The organism is Amycolatopsis orientalis DSM 40040 = KCTC 9412 (genome assembly GCF_000478275.1).
Taxonomy (GTDB): Bacteria; Actinomycetota; Actinomycetes; order Mycobacteriales; family Pseudonocardiaceae; genus Amycolatopsis; species Amycolatopsis orientalis.
In genome coordinates, this window is the sequence record NZ_ASJB01000093.1 from 50,854 (window position 1) to 69,927 (window position 19,074).

The following is a 19,074-nucleotide window of genomic DNA, read 5'->3' on the forward strand; positions in this document are numbered from 1 at the left end:
GAGGCGTCTTCATGCGCGGACTACTTCGCGTGCTCGTCCCTCTCCTCGCGGCAGGTCTCGTGACCCCGGTCTCCCCGGCGGCCGCCGGACCACCCGGTAAGCCCGCTTTCGAGGTGATGACCGCGGCGAGCGCGGTCGCGTCCCGCACCGACCGGCGGCCGAACGCGGGCGGGGTCCACGATCCCGTCGCGCGCAAGACCTTCATCTCGTGGTCCGGCAAGGCGGCCGACACCTACGTCCAGGCCTACGACCACCGGACCGGCGCCTGGAGCGCGCCGAAGAAGATCGCCGACGGCGAGTCCGACCCGCACAACTACCCGACGATGCTGCTCGCCGGCGACGGCCACCTGCTGATCTTCCGCGGTATGCACAACACGCGCACCGTGATCAGCCGCGCGCCGCTGGCCCATTCGCTCGAAGGCACCTGGACCGACACGGAGATCCCCGAGGGGGACTCGGCGAGCTACCCGATGCCGGTCAAGACCGTCGACGGCACGCTGTTCCTGTTCTACCGGGAGACGACGAACGAACTCGATCCCACCGCGAACAGCGATTTCCGCCCGATGAAGTACATCGTCTCCCGCGACGACGGGAAGACGTGGAAGAACTCGGTGCGGCTGACCGGGAAACAGTGGGCGTTCGGTTCGCTGGGCCGCGCCGACCACATGGACGAGGTCTACGTCGGCCAGTTGCGCTATTCGCCGTCGTCCGGGCGGATCCAGTTCGTCTACACGCTGGCGGGCGGCGGACCGGCGCAGCACAAACACGACGTCTACCACCGGAACGTCTACTACCTGTCCTTCGACGTCCGGACCCTGCATTTCTTCTCCGCGGCGGGCCATGACCTCGGCACGCAGGTCGACGACGCCGAACAGGAGCGGTACCTCAAGGTCGTCGAAACCCCGCTCGAACTCCCGGGCGGACTCAAGTCGCCGGACTACATCCTCCAGGTCGGCACGCAGCGCGACGGCAAACCGTTCGTCACCTGGTTCCAGTTCGACGCCGCGGGCTCGCCGCGCGATTTCGCGGGGGCGTGGAACGGCCGGGAGTGGGAAGTGCGCGAAGTCGCGAACGGACTCCGATTGCGCGAGATCGAACCGCTCAAGGGCGGCACTTGGCGCGTTTACGGAACGCGGGACGGACGGCCGGACATCGAAACCTTCCTGCTCGGGAACGGGCGCACCTGGAAGCCGGAAACCGTGATCACCACACCGAAACCGGTCCAGCGCGTCGAGGTGATCGCCGGATTCCGGGACCCCGCCCGCATTCTCGCGACCGGGGCGGCCGGCGCCCGTGACGTCTCCGTGGCCGACGGTGACATTTATGTAGCGGGAGCACCGCGCTAATAGCCCATTGGGGTTTCCCTGCCTTAAATGAACCTCAAGTCCGGGTACAGCCGGGCATTTCCGGAGTTACCTTTGGCGACGTGAGCGAAGACACAATCACCGCTCACGGCGCCGGAGGGCAGGTCTCGCCCCCGGCGGCCGCAAGGCTTCTGGCGCTCGCCGGGGAGGGCGAGCGGGGGGGACCGGGGGAATGGGGGGCGCACCGCCGGTGCACGGGACCCGTCGGGGGAGGACGGAGCCCGTACGCCGGCGGTGCGTCATGTCCGGACCGCTTCCACCCTCGTGAGTGGTGATGACGGTTAGAACCGTCATCACCACTCACGAGTCGCGACCACGCACCTGCCGCGTCCGGTACTTCCCGAGGAGCGACTTCGCCCCGGCGATCGCCGCCTTGCCCGCGCCCTTCGCGCTCGCGGCCAGGAACGTCGTCCAGTCGAAGTAGTCGCGCCACAGCACGATGCGGCCGTCGCGCACCTCGAACGTGCCGCACACCCAGAACTCCGCCTCCCACGAACCGCGCCGCAGGACGTCGGTGCGCTCGGTGAGCACGATCGGGCCGTCGGCGGCGATGTGGTGGGTGCGCGCCTCGAACCCGCTGCCGTAGCGGGCCATGGTGCGCAGCTGCTTCTCCACCGCGGAAAGGCCGCGAGCCGGGGGAAGCGGGACGTTCTGGTAGACGATGTCGATCGCCACGAAGCCGAGCGCGCGATCGATGTCGAGCTCTTCGAGGGCCTGAAGGAAACCGGTCACCACGGTCTTCGGATCCGTCATGCTCACCGAGGCTAATCCGTTTTTGAACCGCCGGAAGGTCACAGCCGTATCACAAGGCGGAGGGGCCGGTTCCCCATGACTACGGAGGTCTCAATGCGACGGCGACTGCCGATGGCCCTGCTCGGACTGCTCGTCTGGGTGCTCGCGGGCTGCTCGACGGCCACGGGTGCCGCGCCGGCGCCGCAGGGCACCCCGGGCGCGGGCCAGGCCGACATCACGTTCTCCCAGCAGATGGTCCCGCACCACCAGCAGTCGATCCAGGTAGCGAACCTGGCCTCGGAACGGTCGGCGTCCGAGTTCGTGAAGGCCATCGCGGCCAAGATCATCAAGGCCGAATCGGCCGAGGTCCAGACCATGACCGGCTGGCTGCAGTCGTGGAACGCGGCCGCGCTCCCCGCCGCGGGCCACGCCGGGCACTCGATGCCGGGGATGATCACTTCGGGGCAGGTCGCCGCGCTGGAGAACCTGACCGGCGCCGAGTTCGACCGGGCCTGGCTCCCGCTGATGGCCGAACACCTGCGCAACGGCGTCACGATGGCGAAGACCGTGCTGTCCTCGGGCGAGCACGCCGAGACGAAGGCGCTGGCACAGGAGATCGTCGAGAACCAGACGGCGGCGATCGACGAGATCACCGCGCGGATTTCCTGACCCCCTGAAGGGCCCGTGAGGCCCTCCGGTATTGTTCTCGGCGGTGGCGTGTCCGAGCGGCCGAAGGAGCACGACTCGAAATCGTGTGACGGTTAATACCCGTCCGTGGGTTCAAATCCCACCGCCACCGCAGCGAAGAAACCCCTGGTCGGGACCACCGGCCGGGGGTTTCTTCGTCTTTCAGGCCCAGGGCAGTGGTCGAACCCGGCGTGCTGCCCCTACCGGCCGCTCAGCGCCGCTCGCGTCAGGGCAGCGGACCTGGCCCCAGCCGCGCGCGAGCCGCAGGACAGTGTCCCCCGCGCCAAGAAGAGATCGACCGCGGCATTCGTAACGGCACGATAACCAGATACACGAGAATTTCGGATACGGTAACGCCTGTTGCGCACCCTGCGACCTACACCGCGTTCAGCGATAGCAGATGTCAGCAATTGACTTCCTGAAAGGTTGGACGGTTTCCGACTTCGCTTGGGAGTCGGAAACCGATGTTCATCACCTGTGCGGCACACATCGGGGAGGTTCCACATGGCCGACAACACCGCCCGCGCGCGCGACCAAGTCGAAGGACATCGGAAGGCGATCCGCGATCATATCGAAAAATGGCGCAAGTACAGCGACCAGAACGACAAGAAGTTCGCACTGAAGACCATAGCCAACGCACAAGGCCAGATTCAGAAGCTGAAGGAACGGCACCCCAGCCTGCGGAACGACCGCTCCTCAGAGGACCAGTGGCGCCCCAACGGCTGACCGACCAGGAGATGGACGGATTCAAAATGGGAAAGTACGATGGGCAGATCGCGAGGTCGAAGCAGCTACTGGCCGACGCCCAGAAAAGATATGACGAGGCGGTCGTCAGCATGGCCGACGCCGCATATCACGTCAGAGAATTCGTTCTGAACACAATCAGGAAAGACATCGAAGAAGCAGAGAACATGATCGCCACGTTCGAGAGCGCGAACGACTGAACACAACCCGAAAAGCCGGACCGCCGAAGACGTCCATCGCACCTTGAGGCGGTGTTTGGGAGACGCCGGACTCGATGCCTCCCAAACACCGCTTGATTCCTCAAAGCCAATCGCCTGTGGCTACTTGTTGAATTTGTCCTTGAGGTCCTGCACGCCGCCTTCCGCGCGATCGCGCAGATCGTGCCCGGCCTCCTTGACCTGGCCCTCGGTCTGATCGGCCCGGCCGGAGTTCGCGAGGTCCTGGTTCCCGGTCTTCTCGCCGAGCTTCTCCTTGGCGGCGCCGATCGCCTGCTCGGCCTTGTCCTTCGCCTTGTCGAAAACGCTCATGGCGGACGTTCCTCCTTCGACCGCGGCCGCCGTATGCGACCGCCTGTCTCCGGGTTACCCACCCGGCCGGAGGTGACACCTCGGCTCACCCGATGCGGTTACCCCGTTGCCCGTGGAAGAAGTCTTCGAGCAGGGCGGCGCATTCGCTCTCCAGCACGCCGCCGACGACCTCGGCGCGGTGGCTGAGCCGCCGATCGCGGACGACGTCCCAGAGCGACCCCACGGCCCCCGTCTTCGGCTCCCAGGCGCCGAAGACGAGCTTCGCGACCCGTGCCATCACGAGGGCGCCCGCGCACATCGTGCACGGCTCCAGCGTCACCGCGAGCGTGCAGCCTTCGAGCCGCCAGCCGTCGCCATAGATCTTGGACGCGGCCCGCAGCGCGAGGATCTCCGCGTGCGCCGTCGGGTCGCCGAGTTCCTCCCTGGCGTTGCGCGCCGAAGCCAGCGGGGTCCCGTCGGGTGCCAGGACGACGGCGCCGATCGGCACGTCGTCGCCCGCACCCCGCGCCGCCGACATCGCCGCCCGGACGGCGGCGATGTCGGCGGCGGAGGCGGAGGGGCTCAGATCTCGTCCAGGATCTTGGTGAACTCGGCGGCGAATCCACACCGCTGCGCGACCATCTGGAGTTGTTCGTCCGGATAGAGGTCGACCTCGCCGACGATCACCTCGAGCTCCGCCCCCGGCAGGCCGAGATCGGCCAGGATCTCCAGATCGCCCTCCGGCCAGACCGCGTCGTCGTCCTCGTCCGGGGGGTCGACTCTCAGCACGTCGAGGACGTCGGCGGCGATGTCGTAGTCGAGCGCCGCGGCCGCGTCGGACAGCAGCAACGACGGCCCCCGGGGACTCGGCCGGACGATCACGAAGAACTCGTCGTCGACCGCCAGCAGCCCGAAGGCGGCACCGGTCGAACGCAGTTTTCCGAGCTCAGTGATCGCAGCGTCGAGTTCGGCGAGCGCCCCTGGATCAAGAGAGCTGCACCGCCATCGACCGTCCTCCCGCACCACGGCCACCGCGAACCCCGTGATCGGCTCTTGCACCGCCATGCGCACACCGTATTCCGCCCGCATTCGGAACGCACGCACGGTGCGCCCGAACCGCCTCATGCGCCACTATCGAGACATGACCGGACCCACCGACCTGCCCACGCTCCCCGACGCGCGCTTCGCCGGTTTGCTGGACGAAGCCCGCGCACTCCAAGCGAAAACCGTGGAACTCCGCCGGGAGATCCACCGGAATCCGGAACTCGGCCTCCAGCTGCCGAAGACCCAGGCCGCGATCAAGGCGGCCCTCGAGGGGCTGCCGCTGGAGATCATCGAGGGCAAATCGACCACCTCGCTGACCGCCGTCCTACGTGGTGGGAAGCCGGGTCCGGCCGTCCTGCTCCGCGGCGACATGGACGCGCTGCCACTGCGGGAGGACACCGGCCTCGACTTCGCCTCCGAGGACGACGGCGTGATGCACGCGTGCGGGCACGACACCCACGTCGCGATGCTGGCTTCGGCGGCGCGGCTGCTCAGCGAGCACGCCGACGAGCTGGCCGGCTCGGTCGTCTTCATGTTCCAGCCCGGCGAGGAAGGCGAGCACGGCGCGCGCCACATGATCCACGAGGGTGTGCTCGACGCGGCGGGCGAACGGGTCGAGAAGGCGTTCGGCCTGCACATCTTCACCCAGGTCGAGTCCGGCATCGTGCAGACGCGGCCGGGGCCGATCATGGCGTCGGCGAACAGCTTCCACGTCACCGTCACCGGCCGGGGCGGCCACGGCTCGGCGCCGCACCAGGCCATCGACCCGGTTCCGGCGGCGGCCGCGATGGTGAGCGCGCTGCAGACGATGGTGACCCGCAAGGTGAGCGTGTTCGAGCCCGCGGTGGTCTCGGTCACCCGGATCGAGGCCGGGACGACGACCAACATCATCCCGGAGACGGCCTTCCTGGAGGGCACGATCCGCACGCTGTCCGAGCGGACGCAGGCGTTCGTGCGCGAGGAGCTGCCGAAGGTGTGCGAGGCGGTCGGCGCGGCGCACGGCGTCCGCGTGAGCGCCGAAGTCCTCCCCGGCTATCCCGTCACGGTGAACGATCCGGGGGTCGCGGGCCGGGTGCTGGAACTGGCGGCCGAGGTCCTCGGTGCCCGCAACGCCGAGGTCATGAAGAACCCGGTGATGGGCGCGGAGGACTTCTCCTATGTCCTGCAGCGCGTGCCTGGTGCCTTCGCCTTCCTCGGCGCCTGCCCGCCCGGCGCGGACCTGGCCACGGTCGAGGCCAACCACTCGAACAAGGTGGTCTTCGACGAGGACGCCATGGCCAACGGCGTCGCGCTGTACGCCGCCTTCGCCCTCGACGCACTGCGGTAGCCATCTCGTCTCGTGAGTGGTAATGACGGTTCTAACCGTCATTACCACTCACGACCATCTGGACCGACCACCCGTCCCAACTTTCAGGACGCACGTCCCGATGAAGCCGTCGTGCTAACGTGACTTGTCACATCATATATCAGATCGGACATGCCAGTGACGACCGCTTCTTCGTTCGACGAGCTGAAACGACGGCTGTCCGGGGTCGTGGCGATCCCGGTGACCCCGTTCGACGCCGACGGCGCCGTGGATCCGGAGACCTACGCGAAGCTGGTGGACCGGTTGCTCACCGGCGGCGTCGACGTCGTGACGCCCAACGGCAACACCGGCGAGTTCTACGCCCTCGAGGAAGCCGAGGCGCGGCACTGCCTCGAAGTGACGGTCAAGACCGGGGCCGGGCGGGCGACCGTGGTCGCCGGCGTCGGACACGATGTCGCCACGGCGATCCGCGCGGCACGGCACGCACACGAGACGGGCGCGGAGCTGATCATGATCCATCAGCCCGTGCATCCGTACGTCTCGGCGGACGGCTGGGTCGAGTACCACCGCGCCATCGCGGCGTCGGTCCCGGAACTGGGCGTCGTGCTCTACGTGCGCGACCCGGCGATCGAAGGCGAGCGGTTGGCCCGGCTCGGTGACGCCGCTCCGAACGTCATCGGGGTGAAGTACGCGGTGCCGGATCCGGTGCGGTTCGCGTCGGTGGCGCGGGACGCGGGCTTCGACCGGTTCGCGTGGATCGCCGGACTGGCGGAGCTGTCCGCGCCGGGCTACTTCGCCGTCGGCGCGACCGGGTTCACGTCGGGACTCGTGAACGTCGCGCCGTCGATTTCGCTGGAGATGTTCCGCTCGCTGCGGGACGGCGACTTCCGCGGCGCGATGGCCTGCTGGGAACGTATCCGGCCCTTCGAGGAGCTGCGGGCCGCGGACAGGAACGCCAACAACGTGAGCGTCGTGAAGGAAGCGTTGGCACAGCTGGGTTCGTGCCGCGCGGACGTGCGACCGCCGAGCCGTCCGCTGACCGGCGCCGAACGGGACCGGGTCGGCGTCCTGCTCGGGAAATGGGGTCTTCGCTAGAAGGTTTTCTGACCGTGGGCACGCCCGCCCTGGGGGGTGGGCGTGCCCACGGTGACAGGTCAGAGGTCGTGGCCATCGACGATCGCGGCTTGGCCCTTATGGGCGCCTCGAGGCACGCCGTGCGGCGTGGCGGGCGGCTGCTCACCGGCGGAGCCGGTGGGACCATGAGCGCGAGGAGATCGATGTCTGGCCGGTGCTCCTGTCTCCGGCCGAAGCTCGCGACCGGACGGAACCGGGGGAAGTTTCCCTCGATGTCCTTGACTGTACGCCAGATCGTGCCGTTCCGGTGAATTGCTTCCGCCGGACGGCCGTGGGACGATGGGGATAGACCACGGAGCTACCGTGGCGTGTTGTGGGACCAGTGCCTCTCTCGGCCGAACCAGACCCTTCGGTGTACCGAAACCCGTTGCTGGACTGACCACTCTCACAAACCAGAACGGTGTGATTCGCCATGACCTTCGCAACGCCGCTGGATCAGCCGGCGTCGCCGTCCAAACAGGGCAGCGACTTCGCCGAACTGTCCAAATTGGTCAAAGACGCCGGCTTGCTCAAACGGAGGCGCGTCTACTACGCGCTGAAAATCTCCTTGAACCTCCTCGCCTTCGCGGGCGGCTGGGTCGCGTTCGCGCACCTCGGGGACTCCTGGTGGCAGCTGTTCCTCGCCGCCTTCTTCGCGATGATGTTCACGCAGCTGTCCTTCATCGGGCACGATGCCGGGCACAAGCAGATCTTCTCCAGCCGCAAAGCCAACGACGCCACGGGATTCGTCCACGGCGGCCTGACCGGGCTGAGCTACGGCTGGTGGATCGGGACGCACAACCGCCACCACGCCAACCCCAACCACGAGGACGAAGACCCGGACGTCAACCTCGCGGCCCTCATCTTCACCAAGGCCCAAGGCGCCGAACGGCGCGGTTTCCTGCGCTGGATGGCGAAGTACCAGGCTTTCCTGTTCTTCCCCCTGCTGTTGCTGGAAGGCCTGAACCTGCACGTGTCGAGCGTGACGGCGATCTTCCAGCGCGGCTTCAAACGCCGGAAGCTCGAATCGGCGCTGATGCTGGCCCACATCGCCGCGTATCTGACGGCCGTGTTCGTGGTCCTCTCGCCGGGTGTCGGCTTCGCCTTCATCGCCGTGCACCAATGCCTTTGGGGTGTGTACATGGGGTGCTCGTTCGCTCCGAACCACAAGGGGATGCCGACGCTGTCGGCGGGCCACAAGCTCGACTTCCTGCGCAAGCAGGTCCTCACCTCGCGCAACGTGCGCGGCGGTCCGGTCGTGGACTTCGCCCTCGGCGGGCTCAACTACCAGATCGAGCACCACCTGTTCCCGAGCATGGCGCGGCCGAATCTCAAGCACGCCCAGGTGATCGTCCGGGAGTTCTGCGAGAAGCACGGCATCGACTACGCGCAGTGCGGCTGGGCGGCGTCCTACGGGTACGTCCTCCGGCACCTGCACGAGGTCGGCGCTCCGTTGCGCGCCCAGGCGATGGCGGGTGCGCGATGACCGCCGCCGTCCACTCACTCGGCGATGTCGCCGAGCCCGCCGCCGGCGACCGCTGCCCGAGCTGCCCGCATCCGATGTCCTCACACGACGCGATCGCGCGGCGGTTCTGCACCGCGACCGCGGCCGGCGGCTTCAGCCGCGGCTGCACCTGTGCCACGAAGCCCGAAACAACCGAATAGAGGAAGCACCGTGAACGCCGAAACCATCCCCGTCTCCCGCTACGAAAAGCGGGTCGACACCGTGAAGAAGATCGTCACCGAACACACCACCCTCGACAACGAGGCGGCGTTCTCCCTGGCCGTGCACATGGTGCGGGCCCTCGACACCGTCCCGGAGCCGATCCGCTGACGGTGTGGCCGAAGTTACTCGCGCGTTAACAACGCGTCAGTGACCCGCCCCTGGCCGTCAGGGAGCTGTTGCCGGAGCGGCCGGGGCGGGGCGATCGGGGTTGTGCTGGCGGAGCACTGACCGATCGACGCGGAGGTAACCGTGACGCTCAGCGAGCTCCTGCCCAGCCTCGGCTGCGAGGCCGCCGACCACCTCGAACCCGGCGTCTGGCCCCGGAGCACCTGTCTCGGCCCCGGCGGGGAACTGCTGTTCGCCGGCGCCCCGGTGTCCCACCTCGCCGCCCGGTTCGGCACCCCGGCGTATCTGCTCGACGAGGACGAGGTCCGGCAGAACGCCCGCGCGTACCGGAGGGCGCTGCCGGACGCCGAGGTGGCGTACGCGAGCAAGGCGCTGTGCATCCGGGCGGTCCTGCGCTGGATCGCCGAGGAAGGGCTCTCCCTCGACACCTGCTCCGCGGGCGAGATCGCCGTGGCCCGGTCGGCCGGCTTCCCCGCCGAGCGGATCCTGCTGCACGGCAACGCGAAGACCCCCGAAGACCTCAAGGCCGCGCTGTCCTACGGCGTCCGCCGGATCGTGGTGGACTCGCTCGACGAGATCGAGCAGCTCGGCGCGCTCGCCACCGGCGCGCAGCAGGTGCTGATCCGTGTGACCCCCGACGTCGCGGCGGGGACGCACGCGGCGATCACCACGGGCACCGAGGGGCAGAAGTTCGGCTTCTCGCTGCGCGAGGAGGTCCGGGACAACCTCGACAGGGCCGTCTCCGCAGTCCTCGCCCAGCCGGGGCTCCGGCTGGCGGGGCTGCACTGCCACATCGGTTCACAGGTGTCCCGTGTGGACTTCTACGAACAGGCCGCGCGCAAGATGATCGGGGTGCTCGTCCGGCTCCGCGCGACCCACGGCGTCACGCTGCGGGAACTGGACCTCGGCGGCGGGCACGCCGTCCGCTATCTGCCCGGCGACACCGGTTTCGACATCGACGGCTACGTGCGCCGCCTGCGTGTCGCACTCGCGTACGAATGCGCGTCGCACGGCTTCCCCCTGCCGAAACTGACGATCGAACCGGGCCGCGCGATCGTCGGCCCCGCCGGTATCACCGTGTACCGGGTCTGCGCGGTGAAACGCGGTTCGCGCACGTTCGTCGCCGTCGACGGCGGGATGAGCGACAACGCCCGGCCCGCGCTCTACGGGGCCGCGTACACCGCGCGCCTGATCGGCAGGCGCAGCCGCGCGGCCCGGCGGCCGATGACGGTGGTCGGACGGCACTGCGAATCGGGCGACGTCCTCGCCGACGGACTGGCGCTTCCCGACGACGTCCACCCCGGGGATCTGCTCGCCGTACCGTGCACCGGGGCCTACCACCACTCGCTCGCGTCGAATTACAACCTTGTCGGCAGGCCGCCGGTAGTCGGCGTCTCGCGCGGTACGGCGACCCTGCTCGTCCGGCGCGAAACCGAGGAAGACCTGCTGAAACGCGACCTCGGCTGACTCGCCTTCCGAAAACCTCCCCACTCGCTCTATCGCACGACAGAATCCTGCGTGCGACGACGCTGGAAAAGAGAATCGCGACAAACAACTTAACGGCGGTAGCATTCTGGACATTGATCGATACGCTGCGCGACAAGAATCGCATGCCGAAACAAAGGGAGGGACGGCATGGGTGACGAACCACGCGCGCAGATGGAGCAGCGCACACCTAGAGGTTTGGACAATACCGATCGCACTCTGATCGCCCTGTTGCAAGTCGACGGGCGGGCCTCGTTCACGGCGCTCGCCAAGGCCGTCGGCCTGTCGGAAGGGGCCGTGCGGCAGCGCGTCCAGCGGCTGCTGCGGGACGAGACGATGCAGATCGTCGCGGTCACGGATCCGACGAACGTCGGACTCGGACGGCAGGCGATGGTCGGGATCAAGGTCCATGGCGATCCGCGAGCGGTCTCCGACCAGCTCTCCGGATTGCCGGACGTGCATTACGTCGTCCTCACCGCGGGAACATACGACCTGCTCGCCGAGGTCGCCTGCCGGGACGACGAACACCTCTTGAGTGTGCTGAACGACGACATCCGGCCTATCCCGGGTGTCGTGAGCACCGAGACCTTGGTCTATCTGAAACTGGCAAAACAGACATACGCCTGGGGCAACCTGACCCGCTAGTACCTCGGTCCCGTGCGATGAAGGGGCCTTTCCCCGCGAAATACGCGAGGAAAGGCCCCTTCGTCGTCGCTCGCTTTCCTCCTGAGGTTCCGAGGGAGCGGGGTCGTGAGTGGCGAGTGACGTTAGAACGACACTCGCCACTCACGACGTCGTTGCGGGACCGGTGGTGTGGCCAAGGTCGTACCTTCGCAACGGGGCCTCCGCGGCCGCGGGACCTCGCTCCCTGCTCTCAGGGGCCATGCCCGGGGCTGAAGGGAACTTTCCCCGCGTCTCATGCGGCGAGGGGCGCTTTCCCCGCATCGCATGCGACGAAAGGCCCCTTCACCCCCGTCCGTCGAACCGCCACGGCTAGACACAGCGCAGGTACGCGTCCGGAGTCCGCCGCCTGGAGTCAAGCCCCCGAAGGACCTTCGGCAGCTGCCCGCTGTACAGCACCCCGAGCCGCTGGGTCGCCCTCGTCAACGCGACGTACAGTTCCGCCTCGCCGCTGGGGCCTTCCGCGAGGATCCGTTCCGGTTCCACCACGAGGACGGCGTCGTACTCCAGGCCCTTCGTCGCGGACGGCGCGATCGCACCGGGGATTCCCGGCGGCCCGATGACGACCGAAGTCCCGTCGCGCTCCGATTCCTCGCGGACGAACTCCGCGATGGCGTCATCCAAGTCCACTTCGGACAGTGGACGCGCCCACGGCCGCACACCGCACGAACGCACCGACTCCGGCGGGACGGCGTCCGGCGCGAAACTCGCGAGGAGCGAGGACGCCACCGCCATGATCTCCGACGGCGTCCGGTAGTTGACGGTCAGCTTCCGGTACAGCCACCGGTCGGCGACGTACCGGGAGAGCATCGCGTCCCACGACCGCGCCCCGGACGGCGACCGTCGCTGCGCGAGATCCCCGACGATGGTGAACGACCGGCTGGGACAACGCCGCATCAGCACCCGCCAGTCCATTTCGGACAGTTCTTGCGCCTCGTCGACCACGACGTGGCCATAGGTCCATTCCCGGTCGGCGGCGGCGCGTTCGGCCAGGTCCCGTTCGTCACGCTTCGCGTAACGCGCCGCCAGATCCTCCGCCTTCAGCACGTCCGTCGGCCGGAGCGCGAACTCGTAGTCGTCGTGATCCTCTTCGACCTCGATGAGTTCGAGCACCCGCTCCGCGTACTCCTGCTGGGCCAGCTGCCGCCGCTCCTCCGCGCGGCGCTCGGCGGTGCGGTCCCAGCCGAGCAGTTCGACGGCCTCGTCCAGCAGGGGCACGTCGGACACCGTCCACGCCGCCGCGTCCTCGCGGAACAGCGCCGGATCGGCCCCGGCGGCCCGCAACCGCGCCGTCGAGCCGTAGAGGTCGGCGAGCAGCCGCCGCGGCGTCAGCACCGGCCACAGGCGGTCGAGCACCGCCCCGAGTCCCACGCTGCCTTCCAGATCCCGCCGGAGGTTCTTCAGCATCTCCGGCCGGTTGTGCGTGTCGTCACGCGGCAGCCAGCCCTCGCCGACGCGGTCGACGGCACGTTCGGCGAGCGCGGTGATCACCTCGCGTTCGAAGACGGCCTTCGCCTCGTTGTGCAGCAGCCCGCTCTCCCTGGCCACCTCGCGCGCGGCCGCGGTGATCCCGGCGTCGAGCGTCACGGTGACGTCGCCGAGTTCGATCGGCTCCGGCCGGGCGGGCAGTTCCTGCCGGTCCGCGACCGCCGCCGCGAGCACGTCCAGGATCGCCAGTGAGCCCTTGAGCCGCTGGACGGCCGGCGGGTCCTCTCGTTCGGTGTGCAGGCCGGCGACGAGGTCTCCCGGCGTCGTGAAGACGGCGCTGGTCTCGCCGAGCGACGGCAGGACCCGGCCGATGTGGTCGAGGAAGCCGCTGCTCGGCCCGACCACGAGCACGCCGCGGCGTTCCATGCGCTCGCGTTTCGTGTACAGCAGGTACGCCACCCGGTGCAGCGCGACCGCCGTCTTGCCGGTGCCGGGGCCGCCCTCGACGACAACGACACCTGGATGCTCCAGCCGGATGATCTCGTCCTGTTCGGCCTGGATCGTCGCGACGATGTCCCGCATCCCCTCGCCGCGCGGCGCGTTGACCGCGGCCAGCAGCGCGACGTCGCCCCGTTCCCCCGCCGCGTCCGGGCGGCCGAAGACCTCGTCGGTGAAGTCGAGGACCTTGCGGCCGAGGGTGCGGAACTGACGGCGTCGCGCCATTCCCTCCGGGGACGCGCCCGTCGCGCAGTAAAACGCGCGTGACGCGGGCGCGCGCCAATCCTGCAGCAAGGGTTCGTAGTCGTCGTCTTCGTCGAAAAGGCCGACCCTGCCGACATAGATCCGTTCGCCCGAAAGGGCGTCCAAACGGCCGAAACAAAGGCCCTCGTCGGCGACCTTCAACCGGGCCATTTCGCGGGCTTTCGCGGCGACCGACACTTCCCGGTCCGAAAGCGCGAACCCTTCTCCGCGCAGCGCGCCCGCGTACGCTTCGCTCACCCGCACACGTTCGGCGTCCAGCCGCCCGTACAGGGACGTGACGTACTCCCGTTCGGACCGCAATTCCTCGTCGTACCCCTGATTTGACAAGTTCCCCTCACAGCGGTTAGACTACTGACACATTCGGCGTATCGATCGGGCAATTCTGATCGGACGCCGATTTTTTATTGTCCACCCCTTGTCAAGAGGGACCCGCCGTTACCGGGAAAAGGATCGTGCGCGATAATGGGGGCGCGAACCCACCATTACCGCGCACGTTTCGTGCCGTCGTTCAGCCGAGCATGAACTCTCCGGGGTCCAGCGCCCTCCCCACCACGCGGACGTCACCGAGCCAGCCGTGGAAAGCCTGCTCGACGATCGAGTCGTAGGCGTAGGCACCGATCAGCCACGCACCACCGGGGTTCGCGATCCCGGCGGCCGCCGTCTTGGGGTTGCGCAGCACCGGGCAGCCGTCGACGTACAACGTCGTCCGCCTCCCGTCGTTGACCGCGGCGACATGGATCCATTCCCGCAGCGGCAGTTCGTGCCCCCAGCAGGTGGAGATCCCGTTCTGGTTCAGCGGGAACACCGCCCACTGGAACGCCGCACCGTCCGAAAGGGACAGTGTCGCGGCCGGCTCGCCGGGATCGTCACCGGTCTTGCCCGCCTTGCCGCCGGACCCCTGCCTGCCGAAGAGCGCGGCCCAGGAATGGTTGCCGTCCTTGAAATCCTCGGGCAGCTTGACGAACGCCTCGACGGTGTAGCCGCGCGCGAACGTCTCCGCGTTCATCGGCGCGGAGTCCGCCGTGCGCAGGTAAGCCCCGCGCGCCGGTTTCTTGCCGCCGTCGAACCGGAGACTCGACCTCGACGGCTGCCGCCCGGAGAACTCGCCGGAGAACCGCAGCGTGTCTTCCGCGCTGCCGGGCAGGGTCACCCGGACCAGGTCGTTGCCGCGGCCGGACAGGTCGCGGATACCGCCGGCGGGTGCGCCGTCGCGGCCTTCGAAGCGCCAGTAGGCCACGGTTCCGCGGACGAGCTGCCGATCGGCGGGACGCGCGGGCGGGACCGGGACCGGCGCGAACCCGGCGAACCTCGTGCCGAAATCGACGTCCAGGCTGAAGTAGTCCACCGGGCCGGTGCGTTCGATCTCCTGCCGCTGCAGCTCGTTCAGCCGCGGCGCCTGCCCGGCCAGCCACGGCGAGAACGTGCGGACGTCGATCACGTTCCGCGTCAGATCGAACCGGTAGAGCCGGATCATCGCGCTGCCGCCGTAGTACCGGTCCTGGTAGTTGGTGATGTGCAGGTGGACGTCGTGGCCGGCCTTGTTCTTCTTCACCGCGCGGCCCGGCGGCCAGAAGTGCCCGTTGAGGGTCAGGAAGATCTGGTCGTTCCCGGCGACCAGTTCGTCCCACACCTTCTGCCCGAACTCGGAGAGCTGCGCTTGGCCCGCGTCGTCGGCCCATACCAATTCATGGATGGTCAGGATCGCCGGAAGCCGCGGATGCCGCGCGAGTACCGACCGCGCCCACTCCAGCCCACCCGCCGACGGCCGCCAGTCGAGCGCGAGCAGCAGCCATTCGCGGCCGCCGCCGCGGAACACGTGGTAGCTGTTGTAGCCGTCCGGGCTCGCGCCGCGGAAGGTCCGCGAACCCCGTTGCCGATGCGGGCCGAACGCGTCGAGGTACGGCGTGCGGCCGCGCTGGTCGTCGGTCGAGGACTTGATGTCGTGGTTGCCCGCCAGCGTGCTGTACGGGAACCGCCGGCGGTCCAGGTGCTGGAACGACCGGCTGATCTGGTCGAACTCACCCGGCTGCCCGTTCTCCGTGAGGTCGCCGAGATGCGCGAGGAAGACGATGTTCTCGTCGCCGCCGGTGACATAGCGCAGTGTGGCGTCCAACGGCGCGGGGTCGCCGCGGTCGGCGTCGAAGAGGTACTGCGTGTCAGGCAGGACAGCGAAGGTGAAGCAGGCGTCTTCGGTGTCCAGGCCGTGGTGGCCGGGGGTCGCCGAAGCCGCCGGGGCGCCGAGCGCGGGCAACGCGGACACCGCCGCACCGGCGCCGAGCAGGCCGGCGCCGCGCAGGAAAGTCCGTCGGGAGGAGTCGTTCACGGCCGCAACCTACGGCGGTGGAGGCAACGCGTCCCGAACCGCGGATGAACACTTGCCCCGCTCGGTAGCTTCGTGGCATGGGGAACGTCAAACGCTGGCCCGTGCTCGCCGGGGTCGGTGTGGTGGTGGCCGCGGCAGGCTGGTGGATCGTGGACGAGATGCCGTCGGTGGACGACGCCGTCGCGCGGGACGCGCTGCCGTCGATCGACGAACATCTTCGCGCGTGGCTGGCGACGGCCGCCCGCTCCGGCGACCCGAACATCCGCTGGGTGTGCACGCAGAAGGTGATCGAGACCCTGGCCGACGGCGAGCGGGTCAAGGTCGGCCTGGTCGCGAGCTGCGACGAGGTCGCGAGGGAAGGCGACGGGCTCGTCACGCGCGGCGGATTCCGCCGTCAGCCGGTGGTCTACCGCGTCGAACGCACGCCGGACGGGTACCGCGTACTCGATCAGGAGTTCGCGAAGGACGGTGCGGCCTATTCACCGTCGGTCAAGGCGATGTTCTCGTGGGTCGGCGCCCGCCGGGTGCTCGACGGCACGAGCACCGACGACCCGGCGAAGCTCGCGCCCGCCGCTTTCGGCCTGCCCGAAGACACCCCGGTCCGCGCCCGGCGGTGATCAGTCGCTGTTCCGGTCGATCATCTTCGGCACGATGAACCACATCACGACGAACAGCACCGCCGAGACCACCCCGAGGATCGTCATCGCGATCGGGCCGAAGACGACCTTGGCGATGAGCGAGACGGTCGTGGTGATCGCGGCCGCGAGGCAGCCGAGTCCGATCAGGACCGAACGGTTGCCGACGGTGAGGATCCGCTCACGGTTCCCGGTGCGGAACAGCAACCGGTGCCACGCGGCGGGCGCCGTCAGCAGCACCGTCGAGCAGACCGTGAGCAGGACCGCCGTCAGGTGAACGGATTTCTCGAACCCGCTCGCCTCGTGGAACTCGTCGGTGAACACCACCGTGAGCAGGAACCCGAAGAGGATCTGGACGCCCGCCTGCGCGACCCGGAGTTCCTGCAGGAGCTCACTGACGTTGCGGGTCAGGCGTTCGTTCTTCGTCTCTCCGGTGTGCTCGACCATGCGGCGACTCCAAGACCATCGGTTGACGGGTGACTTTTTCATGCCAGCCGAGCGAAGTCACCGACACGACCACGACGGCGAGGCCCAGCCACTGCGTACCGGACAAATGCGCGTTCAGGAACGATACGCCTATGACGGCCGCGGTGACGGGGAAAGCCAGCTCCGCCAACGTCGCCCTCGCGGCCGGGGTCGACCGCAGGCCCAGGTAGTACAGGCTCAGCGCCAGCAGACCGGGGACCAGCGCGAGCAACCCGAGTCCGAGCGCGTTGTCCCAGCCGACCGCGAACCCGCCGCCCTGGACCGCCACGATGCCCGCCGCGACCGGGAGCCCGACGGTGAACCGCAGGGTGGTGACCTCCTTCGGCGCCAGTCCGGTGGAGAGCAGCCGGCCGAGCACCGTGCCCGCCGCCCACAACGCGGCCGCGCCGATCGCCAGCAGCGCCGCCTTCGCCGCGGCCACCTGGATGTTCAGCGGATCCTTGAACGCCAGCAGCCAGGCGCCCAGCAACGCCGGGATCGCGAAGAAGGCGTAGCCAGGGCGAACCCGCTCGCGGAGGACGAAGAACGCGGCGAGGACGGCGAACACCGGCTGGAGCTTCTGCAGCACCAACGGTGTCACGGGGCCGCCCAGTTTGAAGGCGGCGGTGAACATCGCCGTCGCCAGCGCGGACGAGCCGCCGCCGATGGCGAGCACGGCCAGCCATTCCCGCGGGCCGCACCTGCGCAGCGCGCGGAAGGCACCCGGGATGAGCGGGCTCAGCGCGAGCACCACCAACAGGTGTTCCCAGAAGACGACCGTGGCCGCCGGGAGCGCCTCGGCGAGCGGAAGGCGTAGAAGGCCGTCAGTGCCCCAGAGGGCCGCGGCGACCGCGACCAGCCAGGTGCGATCCGGAGGATTGGTACTCACATTTCCTGCCCATAGTTTGAGAATGATCGCCCGACCGAGTGATCGGTCTGGCGTGCCCGATGTCCGGCGGACTAGGCAAGGGGGCATGCGCCCCGTCCCCGCACTCGCCATCGTCCTGTCCACGGCCGCACTGGCCCTCACCTCCGGCACCGGACCGGCCACCGCCGCCACCGAATCCCCGGTGCACGTGATCACCGCCAAGGGCAAGCTCACGACGTACAAACCGGACCTGGTCCCGGCAGGCGCTCGCGCGCACGTCTTCGGGTTGACCTCCAAGGCTTTCGGCACCTCGACCGCGCTACTCGTGACCGGTCTGCTGCCCGACCGCGAATACGGCGCCCACGCGCACACGAAGCCCTGTGGTGCCACCGGCGACCTGGCCGGACCGCACTACCAGAACGTCGAAGACCCGGTGAAGCCGTCGGTGGATCCGGCCTACGCCAACCCCCGCAACGAGATCTGGCTGGACCTCACCACCGACGCCACCGGCCGCGGCGTCGCCGTGTCCAAAGTGGACTGGACGTTCGGCGAGCGGCGGGCGAACTCGATCGTGATCCACGAAACGCATACGCACACCGACCCCGGCCACGCCGGGACCGCGGGTGCCCGGCTGGCCTGTGTCACCGTCGGGTTCTAGCCGTGTCCGCTAAAAACCCCAGCCGCGTTCCGGCCGGATCCTGATCCGGACGTTGTACTCCCGATCGAATTTCGGGACGTCGTAGTCGATCGCGGGATAGTGCTTCTCGTACTTCTCGAGGAAGCCCGGCTGCTCCGACGCGAGACCGTCCGGCAGGATCTCGGCACTGCCGCCGATCACCAGGATCGAGCCGCCGTGCTCGTCGCTGTTGAAGTGGAGGCTGACCTCGGGGTTGGCTTCGATGTGCCGGGTCTTCGCCGTGTCCGGCTGGCTGAAGACGATGAAGTCGTCACCGTCGAGTACGAACCACACCGGGCGGGGTGAAGGGCGGCCCTTCGGGCTGATGGTGGTCAGCCAGGCGACGCTCTCCTTGGCCCGCTCGGCGAGCCGCGGGTCGGGTTGGTAGCTCATGTGTCGAACC

At 68.5% G+C, this 19,074-nt stretch carries 22 protein-coding genes and 1 tRNA gene; 14 read left to right on the forward strand and 9 right to left on the reverse strand.

What is annotated here, in order from left to right; all coding sequences use genetic code 11:
• Positions 1 to 11: 11 nt before the first annotated feature.
• Positions 12 to 1,346 (forward strand): BNR-4 repeat-containing protein, encoded by a 1,335-nt coding sequence (locus L324_RS37730; RefSeq protein WP_037320351.1) that lies wholly within the window; start codon positions 12 to 14, stop codon positions 1,344 to 1,346.
• Between the two features lie 318 nt (positions 1,347 to 1,664).
• Here the strand turns inward: L324_RS37730 and L324_RS37735 are convergent, their stop codons facing one another.
• Positions 1,665 to 2,117, reverse strand: a complete 453-nt coding sequence (locus tag L324_RS37735) for a limonene-1,2-epoxide hydrolase family protein (protein ID WP_173426445.1) — start codon at positions 2,115 to 2,117, stop codon at positions 1,665 to 1,667.
• A 93-nt stretch (positions 2,118 to 2,210) separates the two neighbouring features.
• On the opposite strand from L324_RS37735, the gene L324_RS37740 reads away from it, so the two are divergent.
• The 4 genes from L324_RS37740 to L324_RS37755 all read left to right on the forward strand — a co-directional run bounded on the left by L324_RS37740 (position 2,211) and on the right by L324_RS37755 (position 3,727).
• Positions 2,211 to 2,765 carry a DUF305 domain-containing protein gene (locus L324_RS37740; RefSeq protein WP_037320353.1) on the forward strand — a complete coding sequence of 185 codons (555 nt, stop codon included), beginning with the start codon at positions 2,211 to 2,213 and terminating at the stop codon, positions 2,763 to 2,765.
• Positions 2,766 to 2,807: 42 nt separating this feature from the next.
• Positions 2,808 to 2,895, forward strand: a tRNA-Ser gene (locus L324_RS37745).
• Positions 2,896 to 3,287: 392 nt separating this feature from the next.
• On the forward strand, positions 3,288 to 3,509 hold the full coding sequence (locus L324_RS37750; RefSeq protein WP_037320355.1) for a hypothetical protein: 222 nt from the start codon (positions 3,288 to 3,290) through the stop codon (positions 3,507 to 3,509).
• Between the two features lie 26 nt (positions 3,510 to 3,535).
• A complete protein-coding gene (locus tag L324_RS37755) occupies positions 3,536 to 3,727 on the forward strand; it encodes a hypothetical protein (protein ID WP_152547121.1) in 192 nt (63 codons plus the stop codon).
• A 120-nt stretch (positions 3,728 to 3,847) separates the two neighbouring features.
• Here L324_RS37755 and L324_RS37760 read toward each other — a convergent pair whose 3' ends face one another.
• The 3 genes from L324_RS37760 to L324_RS37770 all read right to left on the reverse strand — a co-directional run bounded on the left by L324_RS37760 (position 3,848) and on the right by L324_RS37770 (position 5,098).
• Positions 3,848 to 4,054 (reverse strand): CsbD family protein, encoded by a 207-nt coding sequence (locus L324_RS37760; protein ID WP_037320359.1) that lies wholly within the window; start codon positions 4,052 to 4,054, stop codon positions 3,848 to 3,850.
• An 85-nt stretch (positions 4,055 to 4,139) separates the two neighbouring features.
• On the reverse strand, positions 4,140 to 4,571 hold the full coding sequence (locus tag L324_RS37765; protein WP_051174360.1) for a nucleoside deaminase: 432 nt from the start codon (positions 4,569 to 4,571) through the stop codon (positions 4,140 to 4,142).
• Positions 4,572 to 4,615: 44 nt separating this feature from the next.
• Complete coding sequence (locus L324_RS37770) at positions 4,616 to 5,098, reverse strand: tRNA adenosine deaminase-associated protein (protein ID WP_201769701.1); 483 nt, start codon at positions 5,096 to 5,098, stop codon at positions 4,616 to 4,618.
• Positions 5,099 to 5,174: 76 nt separating this feature from the next.
• Here L324_RS37770 and L324_RS37775 point away from each other — a divergent pair, with 76 nt between their 5' ends.
• The 7 genes from L324_RS37775 (at position 5,175) to L324_RS37800 (ending at position 11,478) form a co-directional block, all read left to right on the forward strand.
• Complete coding sequence (locus L324_RS37775; protein WP_037320362.1) at positions 5,175 to 6,404, forward strand: M20 metallopeptidase family protein; 1,230 nt, start codon at positions 5,175 to 5,177, stop codon at positions 6,402 to 6,404.
• 150 nt (positions 6,405 to 6,554) lie between these two features.
• Complete coding sequence (locus tag L324_RS37780) at positions 6,555 to 7,478, forward strand: dihydrodipicolinate synthase family protein (protein ID WP_037320364.1); 924 nt, start codon at positions 6,555 to 6,557, stop codon at positions 7,476 to 7,478.
• A gap of 451 nt (positions 7,479 to 7,929) precedes the next feature.
• A complete protein-coding gene (locus tag L324_RS37785) occupies positions 7,930 to 8,982 on the forward strand; it encodes a fatty acid desaturase family protein (protein ID WP_051174361.1) in 1,053 nt (350 codons plus the stop codon).
• Entirely contained in the window at positions 8,979 to 9,161 is a 183-nt protein-coding gene (locus L324_RS37790) for an RGCVC family protein (protein ID WP_037320366.1), read from the forward strand. The genes L324_RS37785 and L324_RS37790 overlap by 4 nt, the downstream gene beginning before the upstream one ends.
• 10 nt (positions 9,162 to 9,171) lie before the next feature.
• Positions 9,172 to 9,330 carry a DUF6307 family protein gene (locus L324_RS43170; RefSeq protein ID WP_162835893.1) on the forward strand — a complete coding sequence of 53 codons (159 nt, stop codon included), beginning with the start codon at positions 9,172 to 9,174 and terminating at the stop codon, positions 9,328 to 9,330.
• 141 nt (positions 9,331 to 9,471) lie between these two features.
• Entirely contained in the window at positions 9,472 to 10,815 is a 1,344-nt protein-coding gene (lysA, locus tag L324_RS37795) for a diaminopimelate decarboxylase (RefSeq protein WP_037320368.1), read from the forward strand.
• 168 nt (positions 10,816 to 10,983) lie between these two features.
• Positions 10,984 to 11,478, forward strand: a complete 495-nt coding sequence (locus tag L324_RS37800; RefSeq protein WP_037320370.1) for an Lrp/AsnC family transcriptional regulator — start codon at positions 10,984 to 10,986, stop codon at positions 11,476 to 11,478.
• A 348-nt stretch (positions 11,479 to 11,826) separates the two neighbouring features.
• Here the strand turns inward: L324_RS37800 and helR are convergent, their stop codons facing one another.
• Together helR and L324_RS37810 are read right to left on the reverse strand one after the other, a co-directional pair.
• On the reverse strand, positions 11,827 to 14,031 hold the full coding sequence (gene helR, locus L324_RS37805) for an RNA polymerase recycling motor ATPase HelR (RefSeq protein WP_268871973.1): 2,205 nt from the start codon (positions 14,029 to 14,031) through the stop codon (positions 11,827 to 11,829).
• Positions 14,032 to 14,212: 181 nt separating this feature from the next.
• Positions 14,213 to 16,027, reverse strand: a complete 1,815-nt coding sequence (locus L324_RS37810; RefSeq protein ID WP_037320375.1) for a LamG-like jellyroll fold domain-containing protein — start codon at positions 16,025 to 16,027, stop codon at positions 14,213 to 14,215.
• A 77-nt stretch (positions 16,028 to 16,104) separates the two neighbouring features.
• Between L324_RS37810 and L324_RS37815 the strand changes: the two genes are divergently transcribed.
• A complete protein-coding gene (locus L324_RS37815; RefSeq protein ID WP_037320377.1) occupies positions 16,105 to 16,644 on the forward strand; it encodes a hypothetical protein in 540 nt (179 codons plus the stop codon).
• On the opposite strand, the gene L324_RS37820 is transcribed toward L324_RS37815, so the two are convergent.
• Together L324_RS37820 and L324_RS37825 are read right to left on the reverse strand one after the other, a co-directional pair.
• Positions 16,645 to 17,109 carry a DUF6328 family protein gene (locus L324_RS37820; RefSeq protein ID WP_037320379.1) on the reverse strand — a complete coding sequence of 155 codons (465 nt, stop codon included), beginning with the start codon at positions 17,107 to 17,109 and terminating at the stop codon, positions 16,645 to 16,647.
• Positions 17,054 to 18,016, reverse strand: coding sequence for a DMT family transporter (locus L324_RS37825; RefSeq protein WP_037320382.1), 963 nt, complete (start codon positions 18,014 to 18,016; stop codon positions 17,054 to 17,056). The genes L324_RS37820 and L324_RS37825 overlap by 56 nt, the downstream gene beginning before the upstream one ends.
• Before the next feature lie 85 nt (positions 18,017 to 18,101).
• Here L324_RS37825 and L324_RS37830 point away from each other — a divergent pair, with 85 nt between their 5' ends.
• The gene (locus L324_RS37830; protein WP_037320384.1) at positions 18,102 to 18,653 is read left to right on the forward strand and encodes a superoxide dismutase; all 552 of its coding nucleotides are present in this window, start codon (positions 18,102 to 18,104) and stop codon (positions 18,651 to 18,653) included.
• A 9-nt stretch (positions 18,654 to 18,662) separates the two neighbouring features.
• Here L324_RS37830 and L324_RS37835 read toward each other — a convergent pair whose 3' ends face one another.
• Entirely contained in the window at positions 18,663 to 19,064 is a 402-nt protein-coding gene (locus tag L324_RS37835; RefSeq protein WP_037320385.1) for a TIGR03667 family PPOX class F420-dependent oxidoreductase, read from the reverse strand.
• Between the last annotated feature and the right edge of the window lie 10 nt (positions 19,065 to 19,074).